We start from the raw sequence: 22737 nt of genomic DNA on the forward strand, positions 1-22737 counted from the left end.
ATTCCTGAAATTCAGGCAATGCCTTTGTTGACATTTTACACCCTCCCTTACAATTATCCAATATTATACGTATTACGTATTTGCTGATATTATGCCCTAAATACGAAAAACAATATTTTTTCTTTATGAAATAATCAATTAAAATAATCAATTAGAGTTGCATATGTTTCTAACGTGTGCTATAGTGTAAGGAAATTTAGGGAGAAACAAGTAGTTCGTATATTAATTGTTATACCCGAATAAAAAATTAAATAGGTACACAATATTGAGAACAGTATTAGCAACAGATTTGGGCATTTGGCCACTCTTTCAGAATATGCACAAAGTATCTGATTTCATGGTCACTTCGAGAGAAGTAAAACGGTCTTTAGCTAACTACATACTTCTTTATGATCAAATATTTATACCCACAGGTAACTTACAAATATTGCCAGTTCTCCGTATGTTATTAGGTGAGAATATATTTGACGAACTTTTAAAAAACAACATTATCGTTTTAGCACGTTACGACAAGTGGTTTTCATATGTAGGAAATGGAGGAGGATTGATTTTTTTCTCTACTAAATCGGGCGATGTAGAAAACAAACATAATCTATTTCACTCTTTTTTCTCCCCTTTAGATGAATGCATAGAAACAGCACTAATTAGCACCCACCCAAAATCAGATGCAAAAAGAAAAACAATATTAACTAACTTGTTGCTTGATAAAGTAGTTCCAGTTACAAATAATATAAAACCTTCAACATTCAAAAATGAAACCTATCGTGATATCCAAGAAAGCCCTTACCTTAGAAATTTCTTTTCATACAACAGTCGAGGTCGCCCACTATATAGGTTAAGGGGCATAAATAAAAACCAAGTAAGAACTTTCTCTCCTCATAATGATGAGGATGCGAAAAAGAGTCCTGAAATTGCTGCTGTACTTCAAGCAGCATTTGATAACTTTATCTTAGGAATAGGTTCAGACGTATGCGCTGATGAAATCACAGGTGATGAATACTCGCTCGCATTATTAAAGGCAAAAGGTCAGCGTGTTGGCATGCCTATTGAAGGTCAAAAAGCTTTTGCTCAAATCCAAGATATTTCAGGAGTCCCAGATATTGGTTTAGCTTTCGCTGATAAACTAATTACAGCAGAGCAATTACTTGATTTACGTGAATCAAAACACGCTGAGGCATTTCGTACATGGCTTGGTGAGTCTAAGCCACAAGAATCACATGATGAAATTGTTAGAAGATATGTAGAATCTTTAGGTAAGCCTAGTTTAATCGAGTCTATCCCAGCTAAAACACTTCGATTTGCGGCAACAACAGGTATAGGAAGTCTTGAGCCTGTTGCTGGTGGTATAGCAAGTGCCGTTGATAGTTTTTTGTTAAGTAAGTGGTTTCCAGTTAAGTCACCTAGGCTTTTCCTTAAACACGCTAAATCAGTTATTATTAAAAGTGATGAACAAAAATCACCTGGCCGTCCAAAATTAAGTGGAAGAGACAGAAATAGACCATGTTCGTGTGGTAGCGGTCTCAAATATAAAAAGTGTTGCGGAAAATAAGGTATAACAAGTGCATTAACATTGACCGCAAATACGCCGTTTCGCTTTGCTACACTCTGTATTTACGTCAAGTTATGCAGGCGTTCGGCAACTATAAAATGGAAAAATTAAGAATCATTCGTTTGTGTCAATAGGAGGGCTTGCATGAGCAAAAGAATAATAGATTCGCTCGATGTGCTACGACTAATTCGTGATTCTTATCAGAAGGATAATTCGCAAAAGGTAACTGATTTGCGAACCGGAGCAATAAGCATTATTGCTGAAAGAGGCGTTTATGACAAAACAGTCTATGCCCATCTGATCGGTAAAAATGTGCCTTCGAAGTTGCCAGCTGTTGTATTTAATGACTTGCTCAAAAATTGGTTGCAAAATAACTCAACAAAATTAAAAGACTGGTATTTACTTGATGCTGATCGACATGATAAAGTGCTTATTGAAGCTTTTTTTAGTCAACCTCAAGTTTTAGATACTCCCAAAGCCTCAGATATTAATGATCCTCCTGAGACTACTCGAATTGAGACAACAATATATCGAGTTTTACGTGATACAGCTCTTTCACGAGAAGTTAAGATAGCACAAAAATTTAAGTGTCAGCTATGTGCTAAAACTATTCAGTTAAGTGATGGTAGCTTTTATGCTGAGGCTCATCATGTGAAGCCTTTAGGAAGACCATACAATGGACCAGATATAAAAGACAATATTATTTGCGTATGCCCTACTTGTCATGTGCTCTTGGATTACAAAGTAATAAGACTTGATCAATCTCAAATACCCAATGTATCGTCAGCTTATATCGACTACCACAACAATGAAATTTGTGGGCAAAAATAAAAATGCCGAACAAATTGATGGATGGAATGCGAACCAGCAGGCCTCTTTTTGACTTTGAATAGTTTGAGATTTGCAAATCGTTTTTTATGCACTTTGAAGTGCTTCAGGTTCGCATCCCTCATCATGGCGTTATCAAAAATTAAAGATTGATAGAGACAGGCTGATGACCGTTCGACATTTTATTGGTTTACAGATGAGAATGGAACGTTCCAAGTGAACTTTACGGATGGAGATTACTGGGTATTTCTTGCCCTATGTGGGCTTCGCTTCGGGGTCATGGCTTGTTTCTTGCAATTTTACAACAAGACTGATAAAATCACTGCATGGCAAGACCGTTAAGAATAGAATATGAAAGGGCAGTATATCACGTAACCTCAAGAGGCAACACAGGGGAACCTGTGTTTATAGATGACGAAGACCGGGAAGAAGACATACTTGCAACAATAAAAAAAGTGAGGGACCGGTATAACTGGCTGTGTCACGGCTACTGTTGCATATTCCGAGGCAACCCGGCCACTGATTCCAACGCAAAGCGGCCACCCATTCCAAAGTATTCCGGCCACCTATTCCAAGGGAAGGTGGGCGGGGTATAGAGGGAAAAAACTCTAAGCAAAATACCGACCTCAGAAGCAGAAGCCGGCGCTGGTTATTTTCTGAAAAAAAGGTAGCCTGAGCCTTTTTAAATCGAAATGGGGAGGAACTGCTGCCCTACGGAAAACAATATTTTTTTCCTTATAAAATAATCGATTCGTAGAGTTGCATATGTTTCTAAAGTATGCTATATTGAAGGAAATTTGAGGAGGAATAAGTAGTTTGTATATTAATTGATATGTAAAAAAAGAAATGAAAATTATCCGTGCAGAAAAAGAAAACGCAGAAGAAATATTAAAATTACAAAAAAATGCCTATCACAGCGAAGCTGAAATATACAATGATTTCTCCATTCCCCCTTTGACGCAAACTCTTGAAGATATCCAGAATTAAATTAATAACCTCCTAACCTCCCTTTGCCAAAGGGAGGGTTTATCCCCCTCTTTGGCAAAGAGGGGCGAGGGGAGATTTTTAGATTGATGTCAATTCATTTATGAGACTTTTAATATATATGGAAAAAATAAAAAACATATCAATTTAATGGTCTTGAACGAGAGCCAGCGGTGACTGATTGGCTTTTGAGTGCTCTTATACATGGAAACAATATTTTGCTTTCGATTATCATACAGGCTCTCGTCAGACATCATAGCGTTAGGCGATATAAAAACTGAAGAATAGGAAAGATGATAATGTGGTTGCGGATTGGCTTGGGCATGTCAATAGGTATATCGGTGATACTGGGCATATATGTCTTTTCTGAGATAAAGAAGACATATGACAAAAAAGGAACTTATACTAACAAGCTTCTGTCTCTTTGGTTTGCTATGTGGGCCTTCCACCATATTCCATTGATTCTGGCGTCATTCTATGGCGTGTGGCCGATACTGATCGACAAAACATTTGCTATGGCAGGAGGTTTGATTTTATTTGTAATTGGAGCAATCATATTGCCAATGGGAATGATTGAGTTCCGTTCGTTGCGTAGATCCACAGGACAAGATATCTCGAAGCTTATAACCACTGGCATTTATCGGTGGAGCAGGAATCCGCAGTTTGTCGGATGGTTTTTCATGCTTTTTGGAATATCGCTTGCCGGGCGATCTGGGCTTGCATTTGCACTTACAGGCGTATTTGCCATTGTGATTTATCTGTATACTATTCTGTTAGCGGAACCTTACCTTGAGAGTTTGTATGGAGAGGAGTATCGTTTATTCAAATTGAGAACTGCAAGGTGGATTGGGATACCAAGGAATAGATAAAGTTGACATCGCCTAACAACAGCATGCAGTGGACGGCGCAGTACGCCGCCGCTGATGCTGGGTATTATCAAAAATAAAAGATTGATAGAGACAGGCTGATGACGGTCAGACATTTTGTTGGTTTGAAGATAAGAATGAAAAAGAAAAAAACAGAGCAGCAGGAGGTTAAAGGGTGGTCACTTGTTACTTGCGGTATGTAATTGATCCGTACAAAGTTGATGATTTTGAGAAGTATGCCAAAATGTGGATACCGCTCGTAAATAAGTTTGGGGGGACACATCATGGTTACTTCCTTCCATATGAGGGAGCAAATAATATTGCTTTAGCACTATTCAGTTTTCCAAGCCTATCAGATTACGAAAAATACAGAAAAAAAATAAAAAGTAATCCGGATTGTCAGGAAGCCTTTGCCCATGCTAAAAAAACAAGATGTATAATTAGTTTTGAACGAAGCTTCATGCGTCCTGTTTTCAAGTAGTGGAAAATACGGGTTATTTATTAGACTTCGAGATGAGACGTTGTGCTGATAAGTGAGGTGAATATGAGAGACCGTTTAACTTGGCAATTCAATGAATTTAAACAGGTAGGCAAGGACTACAGCACCCCGAATGAGGTTGAGATGTACGATTCAAGCCATTCTGAATTCCGGAATATTGAACAAGAAAGCATTGCTGTTCTTGACACTCTTGGAATCGGTGAAAACGACGTAATAATCGACTTCGGTTCAGGGACAGGCACTTTTGCTATCCAGGCGGCGCTTCGATGTGCCACAGTCTATGCCGTCGACGTTTCACAGGCCATGATCGACTACGCAAAAATTAAAGCTGAGAAGGCGGGTGTCTCAAATATTGTATTTTGTCACAGTGGATTTCTCGCTTTTGAATCTGATGGCCTTGCTGTAGATTTCATTACTACAACACTCGCTTTCCATCATCTACCTGACTTCTGGAAAGGAATAGCCTTAAATCGTATGTACCACATGCTTAAACCCGGAGGTCAACTTTTTATTCATGATGCAATCCTTGAGGAACATCAGGCAATTGAGAATATAGCGTCCTTGATTGAAAAACTGGCAGCAGCAGGTGGTGATTTTCTTCAACAAGACGCAGAAGGGCACTTTAGGGAAGAGTTTTCCACTTATGACTGGATTATGGACGAACTCTTATCACGAGCCGGATTCGTTATCAAGAGTAAGAGAATACAAGAAGGAGTGATTGGAACTTACTATTGCACTAAATAATTAATCAGGAATCGTTGTAATTGGATGCTTTCGCAAATGTAGTCTATGGGGTCAGGCTTGACTATTGATATTTGGCAGTGAATATCTTTTTGCCAAAATAGTTCAAACTCCTGTTTTTTCCTTCCTTCAGTAGACTATTTCCCATATCTTTTGTCAAGATTTCTTTTTTGAGGCAACGATACTGGTTCGTTTCGATTTTTTATGAGGCAATTCGAGGGCTTGACATACACCCGCTACATACACTATTGTTTAAATAACAGGGAAATCACCAATCCGAGTTTGGTGTCTTAGGCCAAACCGCCTGCAAAGGGGAGTAGCTTTATCAGTGGCTGTCGTCAATACGTCTGCCTTAGGCAGACCGGCGCTGCTGGTTAGGTAATTCTAACAAGCGAGACCTTTGTCATGATAAGTTTTTTTATTGTGGCAAGGGTCTTTTTTATTTTTGTTCATAAAGATTAAAATTGAATCGACACAGGGATTGAAAGACCTGTGATAACGAAAGGAGTTTTTATGCACTGGCAGATGGAAGCAGAAAAAGTCGCTGAGGTCCTGAAGACATCACCTCAGGGTCTTTCAAATGAAGAGGCACGTAAACGGCTCAGGGAGTATGGGCCAAACGAGCTTGTTGAGAAGAAGAAAAAAACACCCTTTGAAATGTTCCTTGATCAGTTCAAGGACTTCATGATCCTTGTACTCATTGGCGCTGCCGTTATTTCGGGGATTGTTGGTGAGGTTACCGATACCCTTGTAATTATTCTGATCGTTGTTATTAATGCTGTCATAGGGTTTGTTCAGGAGTACAGGGCAGAGAAGGCAATGGCGGCATTGAAGAAAATGGCAGCCCTGGCAGCAACTGTTGTGAGGGACGGGCAACCTGTTGATATCCCTGCATCAGAACTTGTCCCCGGTGATATTGTAATCCTTGAGGCCGGGAAGATAGTGCCGGCGGATATGCGCCTTATGGAGGTAGCACAGCTGAAGGTTGAAGAGGCGGCGCTTACAGGAGAGTCCGTGCCAGTTGAAAAGGTGGTAACGGCCCTGCATGACGAGAGCCTGTCCATTGGGGACAGGAAGAACATGGTTTATAAGGGCACTATTATTACCTACGGCCGCGGTCTTGCTATCGTTACGGCAACCGGAATGAATACGGAGCTTGGCAGGATTGCCACAATGCTTCAGGATGAAGAAGCAGTAAAAACACCACTTCAGAAGAGGCTTGCAAAGTTCGGCCGTAAGCTTGCCATGGCCGTCCTTGCAATATGTGCCGTGGTCTTTGTCGTTGGTCTCCTCAGGGGAGAGCCCGTGATGTTGATGCTGCTCACTGCCATCTCCCTTGCAGTTGCTGCAATACCTGAGGCCCTCCCTGCTGTGGTAACCATCTCCCTTGCCATCGGTGCAAAAAAGATGGTCAAACAGAATGCCCTGATAAGAAAGCTCCCGGCCGTGGAGACCCTCGGCTCAGTGACCTATATCTGCTCTGACAAGACCGGAACCCTGACACTCAACAGGATGACCGTGGAGGAGCTTTATGTTAACGGAGAGTTGCTTCGCGGTTCAGACCTGAAGGCCGATACTGATCAACTCGTTTCAGGCTCTCCCCTTCACCGTTTAATGACAGCCCTGGCATTAAGCAATGACGCCAGGAGCGGTGTTAACGGTAATATCATCGGAGATCCGACAGAGGCGGCCCTTTACTCCATAGCAAGGAAGCATGGTTTTGACAAGAATAATCTTGAAAAGCTATTCCCGAGGGTGGCTGAGCTGCCCTTTGACTCAGAGCGAAAGTGCATGACTACCTTCCACAGGATGCCTGCCGACTCCCCTTTGACATCAGGGGCTCCGGAGGCATTGACTGCAGGGGGGTATATCTCTTTTACAAAAGGCGCAATAGATGTACTGCTTGATAAATCAACCAATATCCTGACGGCCGCGGGATTGAAGGAGATAGACAGGGAAGAGTTGGAAGAGGTAAATGCGAGGATGGCAGCCGACGGACTCAGGGTCCTGGGGATTGCCTTCAGGTATTGGGAGAACCTGCCTGAAGTTCTGACCCCTTCCGATATTGAAAAGGAACTTACCATTGTCGGTCTTGTGGGCCTGATGGATCCGCCAAGGCAGGAGGCAAGGGAAGCAGTAGCTCTCTGCAAGGCGGCCGGGATAAAACCGGTAATGATTACAGGTGACCACCCGCTTACAGCGGAGACCATATCAAGGAGACTCGGCATCCTTGAAGACGACTCCGAGGCGATACTTACAGGACAGGAACTCGATGCACTCTCTCTGGAGGAGTTTGAAGAGAAGGTTGAGCATATCAGGGTCTATGCAAGGGTGGCTCCGGAGCAGAAATTAAAGATAGTAAAGGCGCTGCAGGACAAGGGCCAGTTTGTTGCCATGACAGGAGACGGGGTTAATGACGCCCCTGCCTTGAAGCGGGCTGATATCGGTATTGCGATGGGTATTACAGGAACGGATGTCTCCAAGGAGGCCGCTTCAATGATACTCATTGACGATAATTTTGCAACGATTGTAAAGGCCGTAAAGGAAGGCCGGAAGATATATGACAACATAAGGAAATTCATAAAGTACATGCTGACCACGAACTCGGCCGAGATATGGACACTCTTTCTTGCCCCTTTCCTGGGGCTTCCCATCCCCCTGCTGCCCATCCACATCCTCTGGATTAATCTTATGACCGACGGGCTGCCGGCACTTGCCCTTTCCGTTGAACCAGAGGAAGGTGATGTCATGAAGAGGCCGCCACGCCATCCCGGCGAGAGTATATTTGCCCATGGCCTCGGCATTCATGCCATCTGGGTGGGACTGCTGATGGCAGGTATTGTCCTGTCAGTGCAGGCGTGGACTATCAGGACGGAATCCGCTCACTGGCAGACCATGGTCTTTACAGTATTATGTATCTCCCAGCTCTTTCATGTGCTTGCCATAAGGTCGGAAAAAGAATCGTCATTCAAGGTAGGTCTCTTCTCAAACAAGCCCCTTCTGGGTGCGGTAATATTGAGTTTCGGCTTGCAGATGGCGGTTATTTATATCCCTTTTCTGAATCCGATATTCAGGACCGAGCCCCTGTCTGCAGGTGAGCTGGCGATTACACTTGCAGTCTCTTCTGTGGTATTCTTTGCAGTAGAGGGTGAGAAATGGGTTAAAAGAAGGTACAGGAAGTAAAGGGGTTATTGATATAAAAGCAGGTGCCTGTTAGAATTTAAATTATGGAAATAGCACTCTTAAATGACATTGTTGTTATATTTGCCTTATCCATTGCAGTGCTGTTTCTGTGCAGCAGGCTGAAGGTGCCCTCTATTGTTGGATTCATCCTGACCGGGGTATTGGCAGGGCCGCATGGGCTTGGCCTCGTGAAGTCGGTTCATGAGGTCCAGGCCCTGGCTGAAGTCGGGGTTGTTTTGCTACTTTTCGCTATAGGGATCGAATTCTCCCTGAAAAGCCTGCTGCAGATCAGGAAATCCGTCCTGCTGGGCGGTTCTCTCCAGGTTTTGCTGACCATACTGGCTGCATCCGTTATAGCGGCTCAATTCGGTCAGCCCATTGGTAAAGCGATCTTTATAGGGTTTCTTATATCCCTCAGCAGCACGGCTATTGTGCTCAAACTCATACAGGAAAGGGCGGAAGTAGACAGCCCCCACGGGCGGACATCTCTGGCCATACTGATATTCCAGGATGTCATCATTGTGCCGATGATATTGCTCACCCCGTTGCTGGCCGGAGAGTCGGGTGGTACAGGCGGGTCCCTCCTCATTCTTCTGGCCAAGGGAATCGCCATCATTGTGCTGGTGGTAGTCAGTGCCAAGTGGGTTGTGCCATGGGTGCTGTACCAGGTTGCAAGGACGCGCAGCCATGAACTCTTCCTGTTGAGCGTTTTTTTAATATGCCTTGCTGTTGCGTGGATGACTTCAAGTGCAGGGCTCTCCCTTGCCCTGGGTGCCTTTTTGGCAGGTCTGGTTATATCCGAATCTGAGTACGGTCATCAGGCGCTTGGTAATATCTCGCCCTTTCGGGATGTCTTTACAAGCTTCTTTTTTGTCTCGATAGGGATGTTGTTTGACGGGGGATTCCTTTTTGAGCATCCTGTCCTCATTCTCCTGATTACTGTGGCCGTCATGATAGTAAAAGCTGCATTGGCAGGCTTTTCAGCAACTCTGCTCGGGTTTCCTGTACGTACTGCAATCCTGGTCGGATTTGCACTCAGCCAGGTGGGAGAGTTTTCTTTTATCTTGTCTAAAACCGGTCTTGAACATGGATTGCTTGAGGGGAATGTTTATCAGATGTTTCTGTCTGTATCTGTTCTCACCATGGCTGCAACACCATTTGTGATGGCCTTTGCGCCGCGGGTGGCGGATTTTGTTTCCCGGCTGCCTTTACCTGTACGGTTGAAGAACGGTCTGCATCCGGTGCAGGTAATAAAGGTTGAAAGCAAAAAAGACCACCTTGTTATCATAGGCTTCGGTGTTAACGGCAGGAATCTGGCACGCGCCGCCAGGGTGGGAAGTATCCCCTATGTTGTCATCGAGATGAATCCCGAGGTAGTAAGGAATGAAAGGGCAAAGGGTGAGCCGATTTATTATGGAGATGCAACACAGGAGGCCGTGCTCCAGCATGCAGATATCAAGAATGCGAGGATTGTTGTAGTGGCCATATCCGACCCGGCTGCAACCCGCAGGATTACCGAACTTGTCCGGAGGCTTAATCCGAACGTTCATCTTATCGTACGGACCCGTTATCTTCAGGAAATGAAGCCCCTCTATGAATTAGGAGCCAATGAGGTTGTTCCCGAGGAGTTTGAGACCTCGGTGGAGATATTTTCCCGGGTTCTGGGAAAATATCTTGTCCCAAGAGACGAGATCGAGCGGTTCATTGCCGAGGTACGTTCAGACGGTTATGAGATGCTCCGGAGCCTTTCCGGAAAGCACGTATCTTTTCCCGATCTGAAGCTTCACCTTCCCGGCGTTGAAGTGAGTGCTTTACGGGTTAAAGAAAAGTCTCCACTGGTTGGTAAAACACTGGCCCAAGCCGATCTGAGGAAAAAACATGGTGTTACTGTAGTGGCAATACGCAGGGATTCACAGATATTGTCCAATCCGGATGGAGACTCGCAGATTCGTGCCGGAGATGTACTCCTCATCCTTGGTTCACCGGAGAAGATTGCCGCTGTCTCCGGCTTGTTCTATCCCTGAGGTAAAAAAAACACGGGATAGCCGGGGAAGTACACGAGCTCCCGGGTACACACAGCTAATTTTACCAGCTTGAATCGAAGGAAAATTCGAAGACTATATTATCTGTATTATTTCCTGAAATATGCCCGGAATCCCTTACCTTTTCGTATCCGCCTTTTAGAGACAGATCCACTCTCTCTGAAACCTTCTGTCTCAAGGCAAGGACAAACTCCTGACTCACCTCGGGATTCTTTCCGGATATGCCCTTTCTCTCCCGGTCATAGTAAAATGAATACTTTGTACTCCCTGTCCCGTAAAGGGATGTGCCTACAAAAAGGTCTTCTGCATCACTGCCCATATGATGGCCGATGAGCCTTCCCTTGTATGTATAGCCGCTTCTGTAAGTATTATGGTGGTAGAGTATTTTCTGGGTTTGTGCATATTCTCCCCTCAGATCAATTGTATCAAGATTAAATATCCTCGGCAGGTATATACCGGCAAGATATCCTCCTTTAATCGTTATGTTCCTTGATATGTCCTCAGCCGCTATCTCTCCATACAGTTGTAATGGCTGCCATTTAAAGGGGAGGGTTATTTTTATATCAGCCCCAACGTGCTGGTCATTTGGTACATCGGGGCCGTCATTCGGTATATCGTATCCGTTCACGAATGTCATTGTCTTATACCAGTTGTTAAAGTCTTCATCTTCGCCCCTTCCACCTAAAAAAAACGTCCTCTGAACCCCTAACTCAAAATATGAGACAGGCTTGAGATTAAAACGGAGTCCCCAGAAATAAGGTTCCGGAAAGGCTCTGTCGGACTCAAGCTTTGTCAAAAAGGTGGTAAATTTAAAAGGACCGATGTATTTAAATATCCACGGCAGGAGTAGGGGGTGCGGATTGGAGAGTTTTATCATTGTCATTGGCTCTGGATTGTTTGAAAAAAGCATGGCTCCATGATTCCCGGGCCCCCACCACTGTGAATCCTTGCCAATCTCAAGCTCCAATCCCAGAAAATCGAGGGTGCCGTAAATTCTCTTCATTGTCAGGTCTGTCTCGTCATCAGAGTTCCTGACCTCGGGATTTATATAGAAAGAAAAGCCCCCGACTTCAACATCCGAGGAAAATCCGAATCTGAAATTGGAGCCTTTTTTGTAGAGGTCACCATCGTTGTTGTAGTTAAGAACTTTTGAGGTGTTGCTGGAATATACATATTTACCATACAGGGTATCCAGGGGTTTAATGGATCGTGCACCCTCTATCTGTGCTCTGAACTTTTCTTTGAGGAATTCTATAATTTGCCGGATATGGGGACTTCTGCCTTCGGAATTCCTTTCTGCCTCGAGTATTAGCCTTGCCACCTCTTTACGGCTTAACGGTTTTGTTGTCATAATTCCGCTCCGTATCAGGCCTTCTGCCTCAAGGCGTAACAGCAGGTCATATGTTATGTTCTCAACTACAACATTGGTGGAGGCAACTGTATCGGGGGCAAATAACAAGAGGCTTATGACTATTAACAGAAAACCAAGACGCCGCAATTGGAACTCCGGTATATACAGTGAATTGAAGAGAGCATTCTGTAAACTGGACCAGACGCTCTTTTATCTCTGGGTTCAGGGCCAACTTATCTTTAGTATAATAGCTTATTTGCCTGTAAAAGACAAGATTCCGGCGAGGAGATCGTGACCGTCAAAAGGTTGCTTTGTAAAAGCTGAGTGGAGATAACCAGACCTGAAGAGAGACCGGGGACTGAATTCCCGGCCTGTCCTGGATATGGTTCGGCAATTCCGCTGCTTATTATACTGTTGACAAGACGTTCAATCTGTGCTAAAAAGAGAGTATGTGGGAATATTCTGAAAAGGTAAAAGAGCTCTTCCTTCATCCAAAGAATGTCGGAGAGATAGAAAATCCCGACGCTGTCGGTGAGGTCGGCAGCATAATATGCGGGGATGCCCTCAAGCTGACCCTCCGGATTGATAAAGAGACCGACAGGATCATTGATGCAAAATTCCAGACCTTTGGCTGTGCCTCTGCCATTGCCAGCTCTTCCGTGCTTACGGAGCTCATAAAAGGCAAGACCCTTGATGAGGCCCTTAAGCTGACCAACAAGGACATAGCAGAGGCCCTCGGCGGCCTGCCAAGGGAGAAGATGCACTGCTCTGTTATGGGCAGGGAGGCCCTTGAGGCTGCAATCGCCAACTACAGGGGTGAGAAGAAACCCGCGGAGACAAAAGAGAGGATTGTTTGCAACTGCTTTCAGGTCTCTGAGGAGAAGATACGGAGGGTTGCCATTGAAAACCATCTCACCACCGTTGAAGAGATAACCAACTATACAAAGGCAGGCGGTGATTGCGGCTCCTGTATTCCGGAGATAGAGGCGATCCTCAAGGATATATGGTCTGCAAGGGGTGCGCCTGAAAGGCCGAAGAAGCCAAAGAAACTGACCAACCTCCAGAAGATAGCCCTCATACAGGATGTTATCGAAAAAGAGATAAGGCCGCGACTTCAGGCAGACGGGGGAGATATCGAACTGATAGATGTTGATGGCAACAGGGTAATTGTGGGCCTGAGGGCGATGTGTGCCGAATGCCCCATGGGTGGAGTCACAATACAAGGTATTCAGGAGAAATTAAGGGAGCTTGTCAGTGAGGATATCGTTGTGGAGGCACAATGAGTGTAATCTATCTTGACAACAATGCAACTACCGCCATAGCCCCCGAGGTCCTGGAAGAGATGTCCCCGTACCTCAGGGATCTATATGGAAACCCTTCGAGCATGCATACATTCGGCGGGCAGGTCCGCAGAAAGATTGAAGAGGCAAGGGCGAGGGTGGCGGCCCTGATCGGTGCTGAGGCAGATGAGATCGTCTTTACAAGCTGCGGTACGGAGAGCGACAACACTGCTGTAATGAGCGCTGTCGAGACATATCCCTACAGAAGACATGTAATCACAACAAGGGTGGAGCACCCGGCAGTACTGAATTTCGCAAAACACCTGGCAAGAAAGGGTTTCCGCGTTACGTTCCTTCCTGTAGACAAATTCGGACGACTCGATATGGAGGCATTTTCCGGGGCACTTGACGATGATACCGCGATTGTCTCGATAATGTATGCAAATAACGAGACAGGTGTTATATTCCCGATACCCCGGTTAGGGGAGCTGTTGCGGGAAAGGAAGATACTCTTTCACACAGATGCTGTCCAGGCAGTGGGGAAGGTCCCCATAAATGTAAGAGAGCTTCCGGTTGACATGCTTTCGCTCTCCGGCCATAAGCTGCATGCCCCGAAAGGGGTGGGTGCGCTTTATGTGAGAAAGGGCACCAGGTTTTATCCTTATATAATCGGCGGGCATCAGGAGCGCGGAAGGAGGGCCGGGACAGAGAATGTGGCCTCCATAATCGGGCTTGGCAGGGCTTGTGAGCTTGCAATGGAGACTCTCGATAAAGAGGCAGAGTATCTGGGCAGGCTGAGGGATAAACTCGAAAGGTCCCTGCTTGAGCGTTGTCCTGATGCCCTGGTCAATGGGGACACTGAACACCGTCTGCCGAATACAACGAATATCAGCTTTCAGTATGTTGAGGGCGAGGCCATCCTGCTGAGGCTCAACGAATACGGCATATGTGCCTCCTCCGGGTCTGCATGTACCTCCGGCTCCCTGCAGCCAAGCCATGTGCTGCGGGCAATGGGTGTGCCTTTTACTGCAATACACGGCTCCGTAAGATTCTCACTGAGCCGTTACAACACAGAGGCTGAAATTGATAGGGTCATCGAGACAGTGCCGTCTGTCATAAAAGAACTGAGGGCTCTTTCGCCGTACGGCAGAGAAGGACTTATAATAAATGCTTCTTCAGGAGGGCTTCATGGCAAAGGTTAAGCTATTCTGGGATCCAAAAGGGCTTGAACTTGACTCCCTTGGCAAAAAGAAACTTCTCAGAATCACAGACGGGGATACCCCCTATATTTCAATGTCCATTCGCATGCTCAGTATCGATACCCCTGAAGTCCACTTCCCGGGAAACCAGAGCCCGTCAAAACATGATGCAAAGTTTCAGGAACTTGCAGACTGGCTACAGGCAGGCAAGGCGCCTGCAGAGCCCGGCCTGGCCTCTTTTCTTTACCCAAAACTTGTTACAGGAAGTGCGGGTACCCTGCAGAAGGAGCAGGGTGTGAAGGCCACAGAGGAATTTCAGAGACTCCTTGACCTGAAACTTGTCAGGCCTAACGGAAAAAAACGGCGACTGTTTCTCAGGGCGGCAGACGAGTACTTCGACGGCTACGGCCGCCTGCTTGCCTACATAGCTCCCTCTTACAGCAGGGATGAGCTAAGCACAATGTCGGACAGGGACCGGGCAACTTTTAACCTCCTGATGATTGAATCCGGATGGGCTGCATCATTTCCGATTTATCCGAGCCTGCCAAAGTACAGGGACCTGTTACTGTTGCAGTCAGTGGCTGAGGATGCCTATAAAAACGGAAAGGGTGCCTGGTCGGATCCCGGGACATTAACAGGCTATGAATTCAGGATGTGTTACAGACTCTGGGAGGTGACCGGCAAGCTGGTAAAGGGAAAACGCTTCACTCCCCGTGAAAAATACGGATGGGTACATCGGTATTGCATCGATATGACGACGCTCGAGATCTACGAGCCGCAACAGTATTACAAGGTCAAGCCATACAATCGCATCTTTATCTGGCCAAAGGATGTCAACGAGGCGGTGGGCAGACTGAATCTTGTGCCGGCAGGATAGCAAGGGGATTTTTTGGCGTCCCCAACGGGATTCGAACCCGTGTTACCGCCTTGAAAGGGCGATGTCCTAGGCCAGGCTAGACGATGGGGACTTTAAATTCAATTAATAACTGCTGATTATTGTGGTGAGCCGCCCGGGGTTCGAACCCGGCACACCCGCCTTAAAAGGGCGGTGCTCTTCCGACTGAGCTAGCGGCCCTGACCTAAAGTCTTATAGAATACTAAGAATTAAACTATTCTGTCAATCCGCCGTTTTTTTCTGTCCCGTCTTTTTCAGTCATGAACCAGGGTTTTCCGGCTACTACCATAAAGAGATAAAAATGTTATAATTACCTGTAAAACTCTAAATGACAGGACATATGTGATTTAAATGCGAAGTGAACTGAGGCGAAACAGGAACCGGAGGGTGATGAGCGAGATAAATGTCACGCCCTTTGTGGATGTGATGCTTGTCCTTTTGATTATCTTTATGGTGACGGCTCCGCTTATGAAGCAGGGGCTTGATGTGGACCTCCCAAAGGCCGGGGGTAAGGCGCTGCCGGTCCAGGAAAGGATAACGGTTACGGTCAAGAAAGACGGCAAGCTTTATTTAAATAACAAGGCGGTCTCAATCCAGGAGATGAGTAGAAGGCTGAAGGCCATCAGCAAGCTGAACCCGACCCTCTATCTCAAGGCAGACAGGCGTGTTTCCTATGGCAAGGTTATGAAGGTGATGGCCAAGATAAAGGATGCCGGGATTGAAAAAGTCGGCTTGATAACAGAGCCGTGGGCAAGGGTCAGATGAGAGAGCCTTCCCTGAAAGAGACGGCTGTCCTGTCACTCATCCTGCATGCCCTTGTCTTCTTTACAGCCTTGCTGTTAATAAAAAAGACTTCACTTGTTACCCTTCCCTCCCCGTATATGGTCAGGCTTGTAAGCCCTGCAAAGGTCACGGTCACCAAGGTCAGGACCGCAAAAAAGGTGAAGGCAAAGAAAAAACCAGCGGCAAAGGTTGAGACTGCCAGGAAGAGCCGGCCTGCCAAGGTGGCGAAGAAGAAGGCAGTGCCAGTAAAGAAAGCGCCTCCGCCTTCTGATGGCGTGACACTCGAGGAGAGGATTGCCGCCATAAGGGCAAAGAAACGGATAAGGACGGTTGTTGCACTCAGAAAAACCGTGCTGTCAGTCAAAAAAGAACAGAAGCCAAAGGAAGTTCAACCGCCTGCAGGGCAGGAGGCAACCACATCCGAGAATACTCCCGGAGGTGGAGAGTCTTTAATCGCAGGGTACTATGCGCTTGTTCAGGAGAGGGTCTGGAGTGAGTGGGTCTTCCCGGAGTTCAGGACAGGGCAGGGGCTTGAGGCAGTGGTTAACATAAAGATTTACAGGAATGGCAGGGTGAAGATACAGGGTATAAAGAAGTCATCAGGAAATACCCTTTTTGACCGCTCTGTGCTGAGGGCCATCTCAAAGGCCTCGCCTCTTCCACCGCCTCCCTATGAGCTGGAAATTGCGGTCAGGTTTACCCCATGAATGAAGTAAAGAGCAGACGGTATGCGGTATACAGCAGGCTGATACTCATTATGCTTGCCGCCTTCTGCCTTCTGCCTGTTTTTATGCATACCCCTGCAGAGGCAAGGGTCTATATCGACATCACCTCACCGGGTTTCAGGCAGATTCCTATTGCAATTTACAGGCTTTCAGGGGCTCCGGCAGGTGGTGAGATTTCAGGCATTATAAAGGACGACCTGCAGTTCTCCGGAGTGTTTTCATATGTTGACAGGGCTGCATACATAGAGACTTCCCTGCCCGTCTTTGACCCGCAGAACTGGTCTCCCCTTGGTGTTGAAATCGTGGTTAAGGGCTCTGTGACCATGGACGGCGATCAGGTATCGGCAACGATCTATCTTTATGATGTGGTTGAGGGAAAGAGGGTTTTTCAGAAAGAGTACAGGGCCGTAAAAAGGCATCTCAGGCCACTTGCTCATACGATCTCAAATGATATTTATAAGGCTGTAACAGGTGAGGACGGGGTTTTTAGGTCAAAAATCGCCTTTATAGGACAAAAGGGCGGGAAGAAAAGCATTTACATTGCGGACTGGGATGGCAGGAGGTTAAAGAATACAGGTGTCGGTGGCGACCTGATACTTGCGCCTCACTGGTCCAGCGATGGCAAGAGGCTCATATATTCTGCTGCAAGGGGCAGACAATGGTTTATTTTCCTCCTGGACTTTAATGAGAAGAAGGAGAGGCTCCTGGTGCGCTCTGCAGGGACCAATATCGCCGGTGATTTTTTGCCGGAGGGCAGTGGTTTTCTCTTCTCTTCATCAAAGGCCGGGACACCGGATATTTACCTGTTTGACCTCAAGACCTCAAAGCAAAAGAGGTTGACACGGTGGAGGGGCATAGAGGTCTCACCCTCTGTTTCTCCTGACGGAAGGCAGGTTGCCTTTGTTTCCGACCATGGAGGGTCTCCCCAGGTTTATATTATGAAGATTGACGGAAGTGACGTAAGAAGGGTTACCTTCAGCGGCAATTATAACACCTCGCCCGTATGGTCGCCAAGGGGGGACAGGATTGCCTACAGCGGCCGTATTTATGGAAAAAACCAGATATTTATTGTCTCCCCCGATGGTGCAGACCCCCTGCAGCTTACAGACAGGGGCAATAACGAGGAACCGTCATTTTCTCCTGACGGCAGGTATATCACCTTTACCTCTGACCGTGACGGCATGAAGGGGGTATATATAATGAGGGCAAATGGAGAGGCACAGAAGAGGATAACAGCTAAAGACATGAGGGCCTTTGGCCCGAGATGGTCGCCCAAAAAAATCTTTTAGGAGGATGATTATGAGGAGGTTTTTGTTTTTGTTGTTGGTTGTTGGTCTGACTTTTTCCTGTGCGCAGAGAAAGGTTACCACATCAGAGCCGGGAAAGGTGATTCCTTCAGAGGAAGTAAAGGCAGAGCAGCCCCAGGAGGAGACGCCCGCCATTGTGGGGGAGCAGGATATCTCAAATATCGAGACCACGGAAATCAAGGAAGCCCCTGTGGCGATGAAGGTCTCTGAAGAAGAGAAGAAGAATGTTTTGAGGGATATATACTTTGACTTTGACAGGTATGACGTTAAAGCTGAGGACAAGCCGGTCCTTCGTGCAGTTGCCGACTGGATGCTTGAAAACCCTGATGTAAAATTGGTGATAGAAGGTCATTGCGATGAGAGGGGTACAAGTGAGTACAACCTCGGACTTGGCGACAGAAGGGCAAAGTCAACAAAGGACTACCTTATAACCCTTGGTGTTGCAGCAGACAGGCTGCAGACCGTCAGTTACGGCGAGGAGAAGCCGCTCTGTACTGAAAGCACTGAGGAGTGCTGGGCAAAGAACAGAAGGGCACACTTTGTAGTATTACAACAGGAGGCAGGTAAATGAGCAGGGGGCTTCGTGCAGGGGGGAGGTTGATCAACCGGCTCTGCCCGGCCTTGCGCAGTGCTGCCATCCTCAAGCTCTGCGGGGTGGTTCTTCTCTTGTCCGGATGTATAACCGGCGGTAATTTTGAATCTCTCCGCAGTGATGTTAATCAGCTGAAACGCGAGGTCTATGCCCAGAAACGGGAGGTTACAGGGCTCAAGGAGGGGCTCGGCAGTCTTGAGGGGAAGACCGCAAAGGTAGTAACCAAGGAGACCCTTGAGGCCATAAGAAACAGTCAGGAGATGATTTACGATCAACTAACCGGGTTGAACAGGGATATACAGCTTCTGCAGGGCAAGTTTGACGAGAAGAACTATGCTGTGGAAAAGGCCCTGTCAGAGAACAAGGCCGAGATGACGGAGCTGAAGTCCAGGGTCGAGGAGATGGCAGGAGAGGTTAAGCAGCTGATGGCAAGGGTGCAGGTGCTGGAGCAGAAGTTTGATGCCCTGTCAAAGGGGCCGCTTGTTGAGAAGAAAGCAGAGAAGAAAAAAGCACCTGTTGTTACTGAAGAAGGTATTTACCAGCAGGCCTTAAAGACATTCCGTGACGGGAAATACAAGGAAGCAAGAAAAGAGTTTGAGTCCTTCCTCAGGAGATACCCTGACTCGGATCTATCGGATAATGCGCAGTTCTGGATTGCCGAGTCGTATTACAAGGATGGACTTTACGAGGATGCAATCCTTGCCTATGAAACCCTGATAAGGAAGTTCCCGAAGAGTGATAAAGTCCCAGGGGCAATGCTGAAGCAGGCGTATTCATTCCTGGAGTTGGGAGACAAAAATACTACAAAGGTTATCCTCTCGACTCTGAAGGAGAGGTTTCCGAAGTCAAAAGAGGCAGAGCTTGCTGATAAAAAACTGCAGGCACTCGGCAAGAATGCTCAACAGAAGAAGACCCCCTGAGGGGCAGGAAATGAGCTTATCGGATCGGTATCACAGGGTTATCGACTATATGAGGGTTTCCGTTACCGACAGGTGTAACCTCAGGTGTCTCTACTGTATGCCCGGTGATAGCGACCCTGTAGTCTATAAGGAGATACTCTCCTACGAGGAGATAGCAAGGATTATCTCTGTTGCGGCCGGATTGGGGGTAAAAAAGATTCGGCTTACAGGTGGTGAGCCCCTTGCCAGAAAGAATATTCAGTATCTGATTAAAAGGCTTGCCGAGATGGAGGGTATTGAGGATATAAGCCTTACCACAAACGGGCTCCTCCTGAAGAGGTATGCAGCGGAGCTTAAAGAAGCAGGCCTGAACAGGGTGAATGTCAGTCTTGATTCCATACGGCCGGAACGTTTCAGGGAAATTACCGGCGGCGGGTCTCTGGAGCAGGTACTTGGGGGAATAGAGAGTGCCCATGCAGCAGGGCTCAGGCCTGTAAAGATAAATGTTGTAGTCATAAGGGGAGTAAATGACGATGAAGTTGAGGACTTTGCCCGCCTTACATTAACCACGCCATACCACATCAGGTTCATTGAGTTTATGCCTGGTTCAGACAATCTGTGGACCAGGGACAAGTGTATCCCGGTTGAGGAGATTAGAGAGAGGATAGAGGCCATAGCGCCTGTTGTTGCTGTGAAGGAGAGGAGGCATGGACCGGCAAGGTACTTCAGGTTTGCAGGTGCAGAGGGAGTAATCGGTTTTATAAGTGCGGTTTCACACCATTTTTGTTCAGACTGTAACCGCCTGAGACTTACTGCCGACGGGAAGATAAGACCCTGCCTCTTTTCCGGGAGCACAATAGACCTCAAAAGCGCCATCACCATGGGGGCCTCGGATAAAGAGATAGAAAGGCTTTTGAGGCTTTCGGTTGCTGTCAAGCCGGAGGGGCATAAGATAAATCAGGGAGTCTGCGGGGATTTCATCCGGTCAATGTCAAAGATAGGGGGGTAGCCGGGGCTGATGTGGCAGTTACTGAGGAAAGAACTTCTCCATATGCTCCGTGACCGGGGGCTTGTCATCTTCATCCTCTACGCCTTCACCCTCGATATATACATGGCTGCCAAGGGCTTTAATCTTATCCCTGAAATGATCTCCATAAGCGTATATAATGAGGATAATTCACCCCAAAGCCGTGAGCTGACAGACAGGATCAAGCCGCCCGCCTTCCGCCCGCCCCGCATGATTAACAGCCGCCAGGAGATAGACAGGCTTTTAAATGCATCCGAGACCGTGCTTGTCCTTGTCATCCCCCAGGGATTTCAGAGAGACCTGTACAGGGGCGGGGCATCTGTGCAGGTTCTGGTTGACGGCACACAGAGCACGGCTGCATATCTGAGTTCAGCCTATATCGGCAGTATTATAGAGCGGTATTCAGCAGAGTTGTTGAGGGAGAGGCAAAGGCTGAGAAATATAACGGGATTGCCGTATGTTGATATAAAGAGCAGGATCTACTTTAATCCCGGCGCACGGGACGACATCTTTGAGGGCCTCAATGAATTCTTTATGGTCGTCACGCTGATCGGGATGATACTGCCTGCAGCAATACTTATCAGGGAGCTGGAGTACGGAACAATCGAGCAGATACTGATTTCACCTTTCAGCATAAAGAAGCTCCTGCTTATAAAGATAATAGCATCATCTGCCTTCCTGCTTACAATGATAGGATTGAGTTATGAATTTGTGCTCAGGCTGTGGCTCGGGTTTCCCCTGCGGGGTACGGTTTACGGCTTTCTCCTTATAAGCATGCTCTACGGGATTGCCACCACCGGACTCTCCTTTATAATCGCCTCAATCGCCAGGAGGTTCAGCCAGATAGGGATGCTGACCATCGTATTTTTTGCCCCGATGCTCCTGCTCTCAGGCGGATGGGTGCCGCCGGAGGCCCTTCCGGAGTGGCTGAGGTCCCTGACCTTTATCTCTCCCCTCAAGTATTACATGGAGCTGGGGATCGGCCTTCTGATCAGGGGCGCTGATCTGGAGATGCTCCTCCCAAACATACTGAAACTCTCGGCACTGGCGGCAATCCTGATGGGGACAGGCTACAGTCTGTATAACAGGAGAATATCAAGAGGGGAATATTGAGATGCCCTTGATTTGTCACCCTGAACTTGATTCAGGGTCTCATATATCGTTCTTTTCTGTTTGTACGACAAAAAATTAACCAGCAAAAAACTCTGTATATTCTTATCCAACAGCGTATACATGTTGATGGATTGCGTGGTTTACTGAAATATTCAGGATTTGAAAAGAGGACTCGTGGTAGCCATTATATCTTCACGAAAGATGGCATTGAAGAGATTCTTAATTTACAACCTAAAGGTGCTAAAGCCAAGCCGTATCAGGTAAAACAAGTTCACAGTCAGGCCCATAAGCCCTGTTTTACGAGCTTATGGGCCTGACTGTGAATATTTAACAGTTAAGATGTTCTCTTCTAAATACGATAATCAATAAATTTTTCTTTATGGCAATTCTGCGCTTGAAACATATCGTGACAGTGTAAGAGCTGAAGAGAAAAGGATAGTATGCCTCCCGATGCTTCTCATCACGAATAATCCTAATTGTCAGATTACCCCTACCGCAGTGATGTGATATGTTACTCTGTAAAGCCATCCATCTATATCACGAATAGCAAGCCCAAACTTTAGGTAAACCTGATGGTTTAAATTATACCAGTTGCACCAATCAACAGCCCATCCTGCATCGACAGCGTGATGATCGTTTCCAATAGCTGCCAGGGAGACAATTGAGGCAACATCATCAAGGCGATTCCAGACCGGACCACGCACCATCTCACCAGTTACATGTCTCCATGAGCCGCCAGAACCTTTCAAGTGGAAACCTGCATAACCAGACAAAACTACAAGATCCCGTCCGTCCCCGGTTTTTGTTCTTAACTCTTGTGGGGATGCATACCATATTGGCCACATAAAAACCTCCTCTTGTTTAAACTTGAAAG

The 22737-nt window shown here is 46.6% G+C and carries 19 protein-coding genes, 2 tRNA genes and 1 pseudogene; 18 read left to right on the forward strand and 4 right to left on the reverse strand.

Annotated elements, in window-relative coordinates; all coding sequences use genetic code 11:
* Positions 1-316: 316 nt before the first annotated feature.
* From VST71_00365 to VST71_00395, 7 genes are all read left to right on the forward strand, one after another.
* Complete coding sequence (locus VST71_00365; GenBank protein ID MEC4684176.1) at positions 317-1549, forward strand: SEC-C domain-containing protein; 1233 nt, start codon at positions 317-319, stop codon at positions 1547-1549.
* 144 nt (positions 1550-1693) lie between these two features.
* A complete protein-coding gene (locus tag VST71_00370; GenBank protein MEC4684177.1) occupies positions 1694-2380 on the forward strand; it encodes an HNH endonuclease in 687 nt (228 codons plus the stop codon).
* Between the two features lie 1304 nt (positions 2381-3684).
* On the forward strand, positions 3685-4230 hold the full coding sequence (locus VST71_00375) for an isoprenylcysteine carboxylmethyltransferase family protein (protein MEC4684178.1): 546 nt from the start codon (positions 3685-3687) through the stop codon (positions 4228-4230).
* 172 nt (positions 4231-4402) lie between these two features.
* Positions 4403-4708: an NIPSNAP family protein gene (locus VST71_00380; GenBank protein MEC4684179.1), complete on the forward strand. Its 306-nt coding sequence runs from the start codon at positions 4403-4405 to the stop codon at positions 4706-4708.
* 63 nt (positions 4709-4771) lie between these two features.
* Positions 4772-5470, forward strand: a complete 699-nt coding sequence (locus VST71_00385; GenBank protein ID MEC4684180.1) for a class I SAM-dependent methyltransferase — start codon at positions 4772-4774, stop codon at positions 5468-5470.
* A gap of 510 nt (positions 5471-5980) precedes the next feature.
* A complete protein-coding gene (locus VST71_00390; GenBank protein ID MEC4684181.1) occupies positions 5981-8650 on the forward strand; it encodes a cation-translocating P-type ATPase in 2670 nt (889 codons plus the stop codon).
* Positions 8651-8694: 44 nt separating this feature from the next.
* A complete protein-coding gene (locus VST71_00395; GenBank protein ID MEC4684182.1) occupies positions 8695-10674 on the forward strand; it encodes a cation:proton antiporter in 1980 nt (659 codons plus the stop codon).
* A 61-nt stretch (positions 10675-10735) separates the two neighbouring features.
* Here the strand turns inward: VST71_00395 and VST71_00400 are convergent, their stop codons facing one another.
* A complete protein-coding gene (locus tag VST71_00400; protein ID MEC4684183.1) occupies positions 10736-12190 on the reverse strand; it encodes a capsule assembly Wzi family protein in 1455 nt (484 codons plus the stop codon).
* Between the two features lie 302 nt (positions 12191-12492).
* Here VST71_00400 and nifU point away from each other — a divergent pair, with 302 nt between their 5' ends.
* From nifU to VST71_00415, 3 genes are read left to right on the forward strand one after another with little or no spacing between them, the layout of a single operon-like run.
* Positions 12493-13326 carry a Fe-S cluster assembly protein NifU gene (nifU, locus tag VST71_00405; protein MEC4684184.1) on the forward strand — a complete coding sequence of 278 codons (834 nt, stop codon included), beginning with the start codon at positions 12493-12495 and terminating at the stop codon, positions 13324-13326.
* Positions 13323-14525, forward strand: a complete 1203-nt coding sequence (nifS, locus tag VST71_00410) for a cysteine desulfurase NifS (protein MEC4684185.1) — start codon at positions 13323-13325, stop codon at positions 14523-14525. Before nifU ends, nifS begins: the two co-directional genes overlap by 4 nt.
* On the forward strand, positions 14512-15399 hold the full coding sequence (locus VST71_00415; GenBank protein MEC4684186.1) for a thermonuclease family protein: 888 nt from the start codon (positions 14512-14514) through the stop codon (positions 15397-15399). Before nifS ends, VST71_00415 begins: the two co-directional genes overlap by 14 nt.
* Before the next feature lie 13 nt (positions 15400-15412).
* Here the strand turns inward: VST71_00415 and VST71_00420 are convergent.
* Both VST71_00420 and VST71_00425 read right to left on the reverse strand, forming a co-directional pair.
* Positions 15413-15490: transfer RNA gene (locus VST71_00420), tRNA-Glu, on the reverse strand.
* A gap of 31 nt (positions 15491-15521) precedes the next feature.
* Positions 15522-15597: transfer RNA gene (locus VST71_00425), tRNA-Lys, on the reverse strand.
* Between the two features lie 210 nt (positions 15598-15807).
* Between VST71_00425 and tolR the strand changes: the two genes are divergently transcribed.
* The 8 genes and pseudogenes from tolR (at position 15808) to VST71_00465 (ending at position 22180) form a co-directional block, all read left to right on the forward strand.
* Positions 15808-16182 (forward strand): protein TolR, encoded by a 375-nt coding sequence (gene tolR / locus VST71_00430; GenBank protein MEC4684187.1) that lies wholly within the window; start codon positions 15808-15810, stop codon positions 16180-16182.
* Positions 16179-16907 (forward strand): cell envelope integrity protein TolA, encoded by a 729-nt coding sequence (locus VST71_00435; GenBank protein MEC4684188.1) that lies wholly within the window; start codon positions 16179-16181, stop codon positions 16905-16907. Before tolR ends, VST71_00435 begins: the two co-directional genes overlap by 4 nt.
* Positions 16904-18214 carry a Tol-Pal system beta propeller repeat protein TolB gene (gene tolB, locus VST71_00440; protein ID MEC4684189.1) on the forward strand — a complete coding sequence of 437 codons (1311 nt, stop codon included), beginning with the start codon at positions 16904-16906 and terminating at the stop codon, positions 18212-18214. The genes VST71_00435 and tolB overlap by 4 nt, the downstream gene beginning before the upstream one ends.
* Before the next feature lie 10 nt (positions 18215-18224).
* Positions 18225-18803, forward strand: coding sequence for a peptidoglycan-associated lipoprotein Pal (gene pal / locus VST71_00445; protein MEC4684190.1), 579 nt, complete (start codon positions 18225-18227; stop codon positions 18801-18803).
* Positions 18800-19744 (forward strand): tol-pal system protein YbgF, encoded by a 945-nt coding sequence (ybgF, locus tag VST71_00450; protein ID MEC4684191.1) that lies wholly within the window; start codon positions 18800-18802, stop codon positions 19742-19744. Before pal ends, ybgF begins: the two co-directional genes overlap by 4 nt.
* A 10-nt stretch (positions 19745-19754) precedes the next feature.
* Positions 19755-20732 (forward strand): GTP 3',8-cyclase MoaA, encoded by a 978-nt coding sequence (gene moaA, locus VST71_00455; protein MEC4684192.1) that lies wholly within the window; start codon positions 19755-19757, stop codon positions 20730-20732.
* 9 nt (positions 20733-20741) lie between these two features.
* Positions 20742-21863, forward strand: coding sequence for an ABC transporter permease (locus VST71_00460; GenBank protein ID MEC4684193.1), 1122 nt, complete (start codon positions 20742-20744; stop codon positions 21861-21863).
* A gap of 140 nt (positions 21864-22003) precedes the next feature.
* Positions 22004-22180: pseudogene (locus VST71_00465) on the forward strand (type II toxin-antitoxin system HicA family toxin).
* Positions 22181-22342: 162 nt separating this feature from the next.
* On the opposite strand, the gene VST71_00470 reads toward VST71_00465, so the two are convergent.
* Entirely contained in the window at positions 22343-22708 is a 366-nt protein-coding gene (locus tag VST71_00470; protein ID MEC4684194.1) for a hypothetical protein, read from the reverse strand.
* Between the last annotated feature and the right edge of the window lie 29 nt (positions 22709-22737).

Source organism: Nitrospirota bacterium, from assembly GCA_035873375.1.
Classification (GTDB): domain Bacteria; phylum Nitrospirota; class Thermodesulfovibrionia; order Thermodesulfovibrionales; family JdFR-85; genus BMS3Bbin07.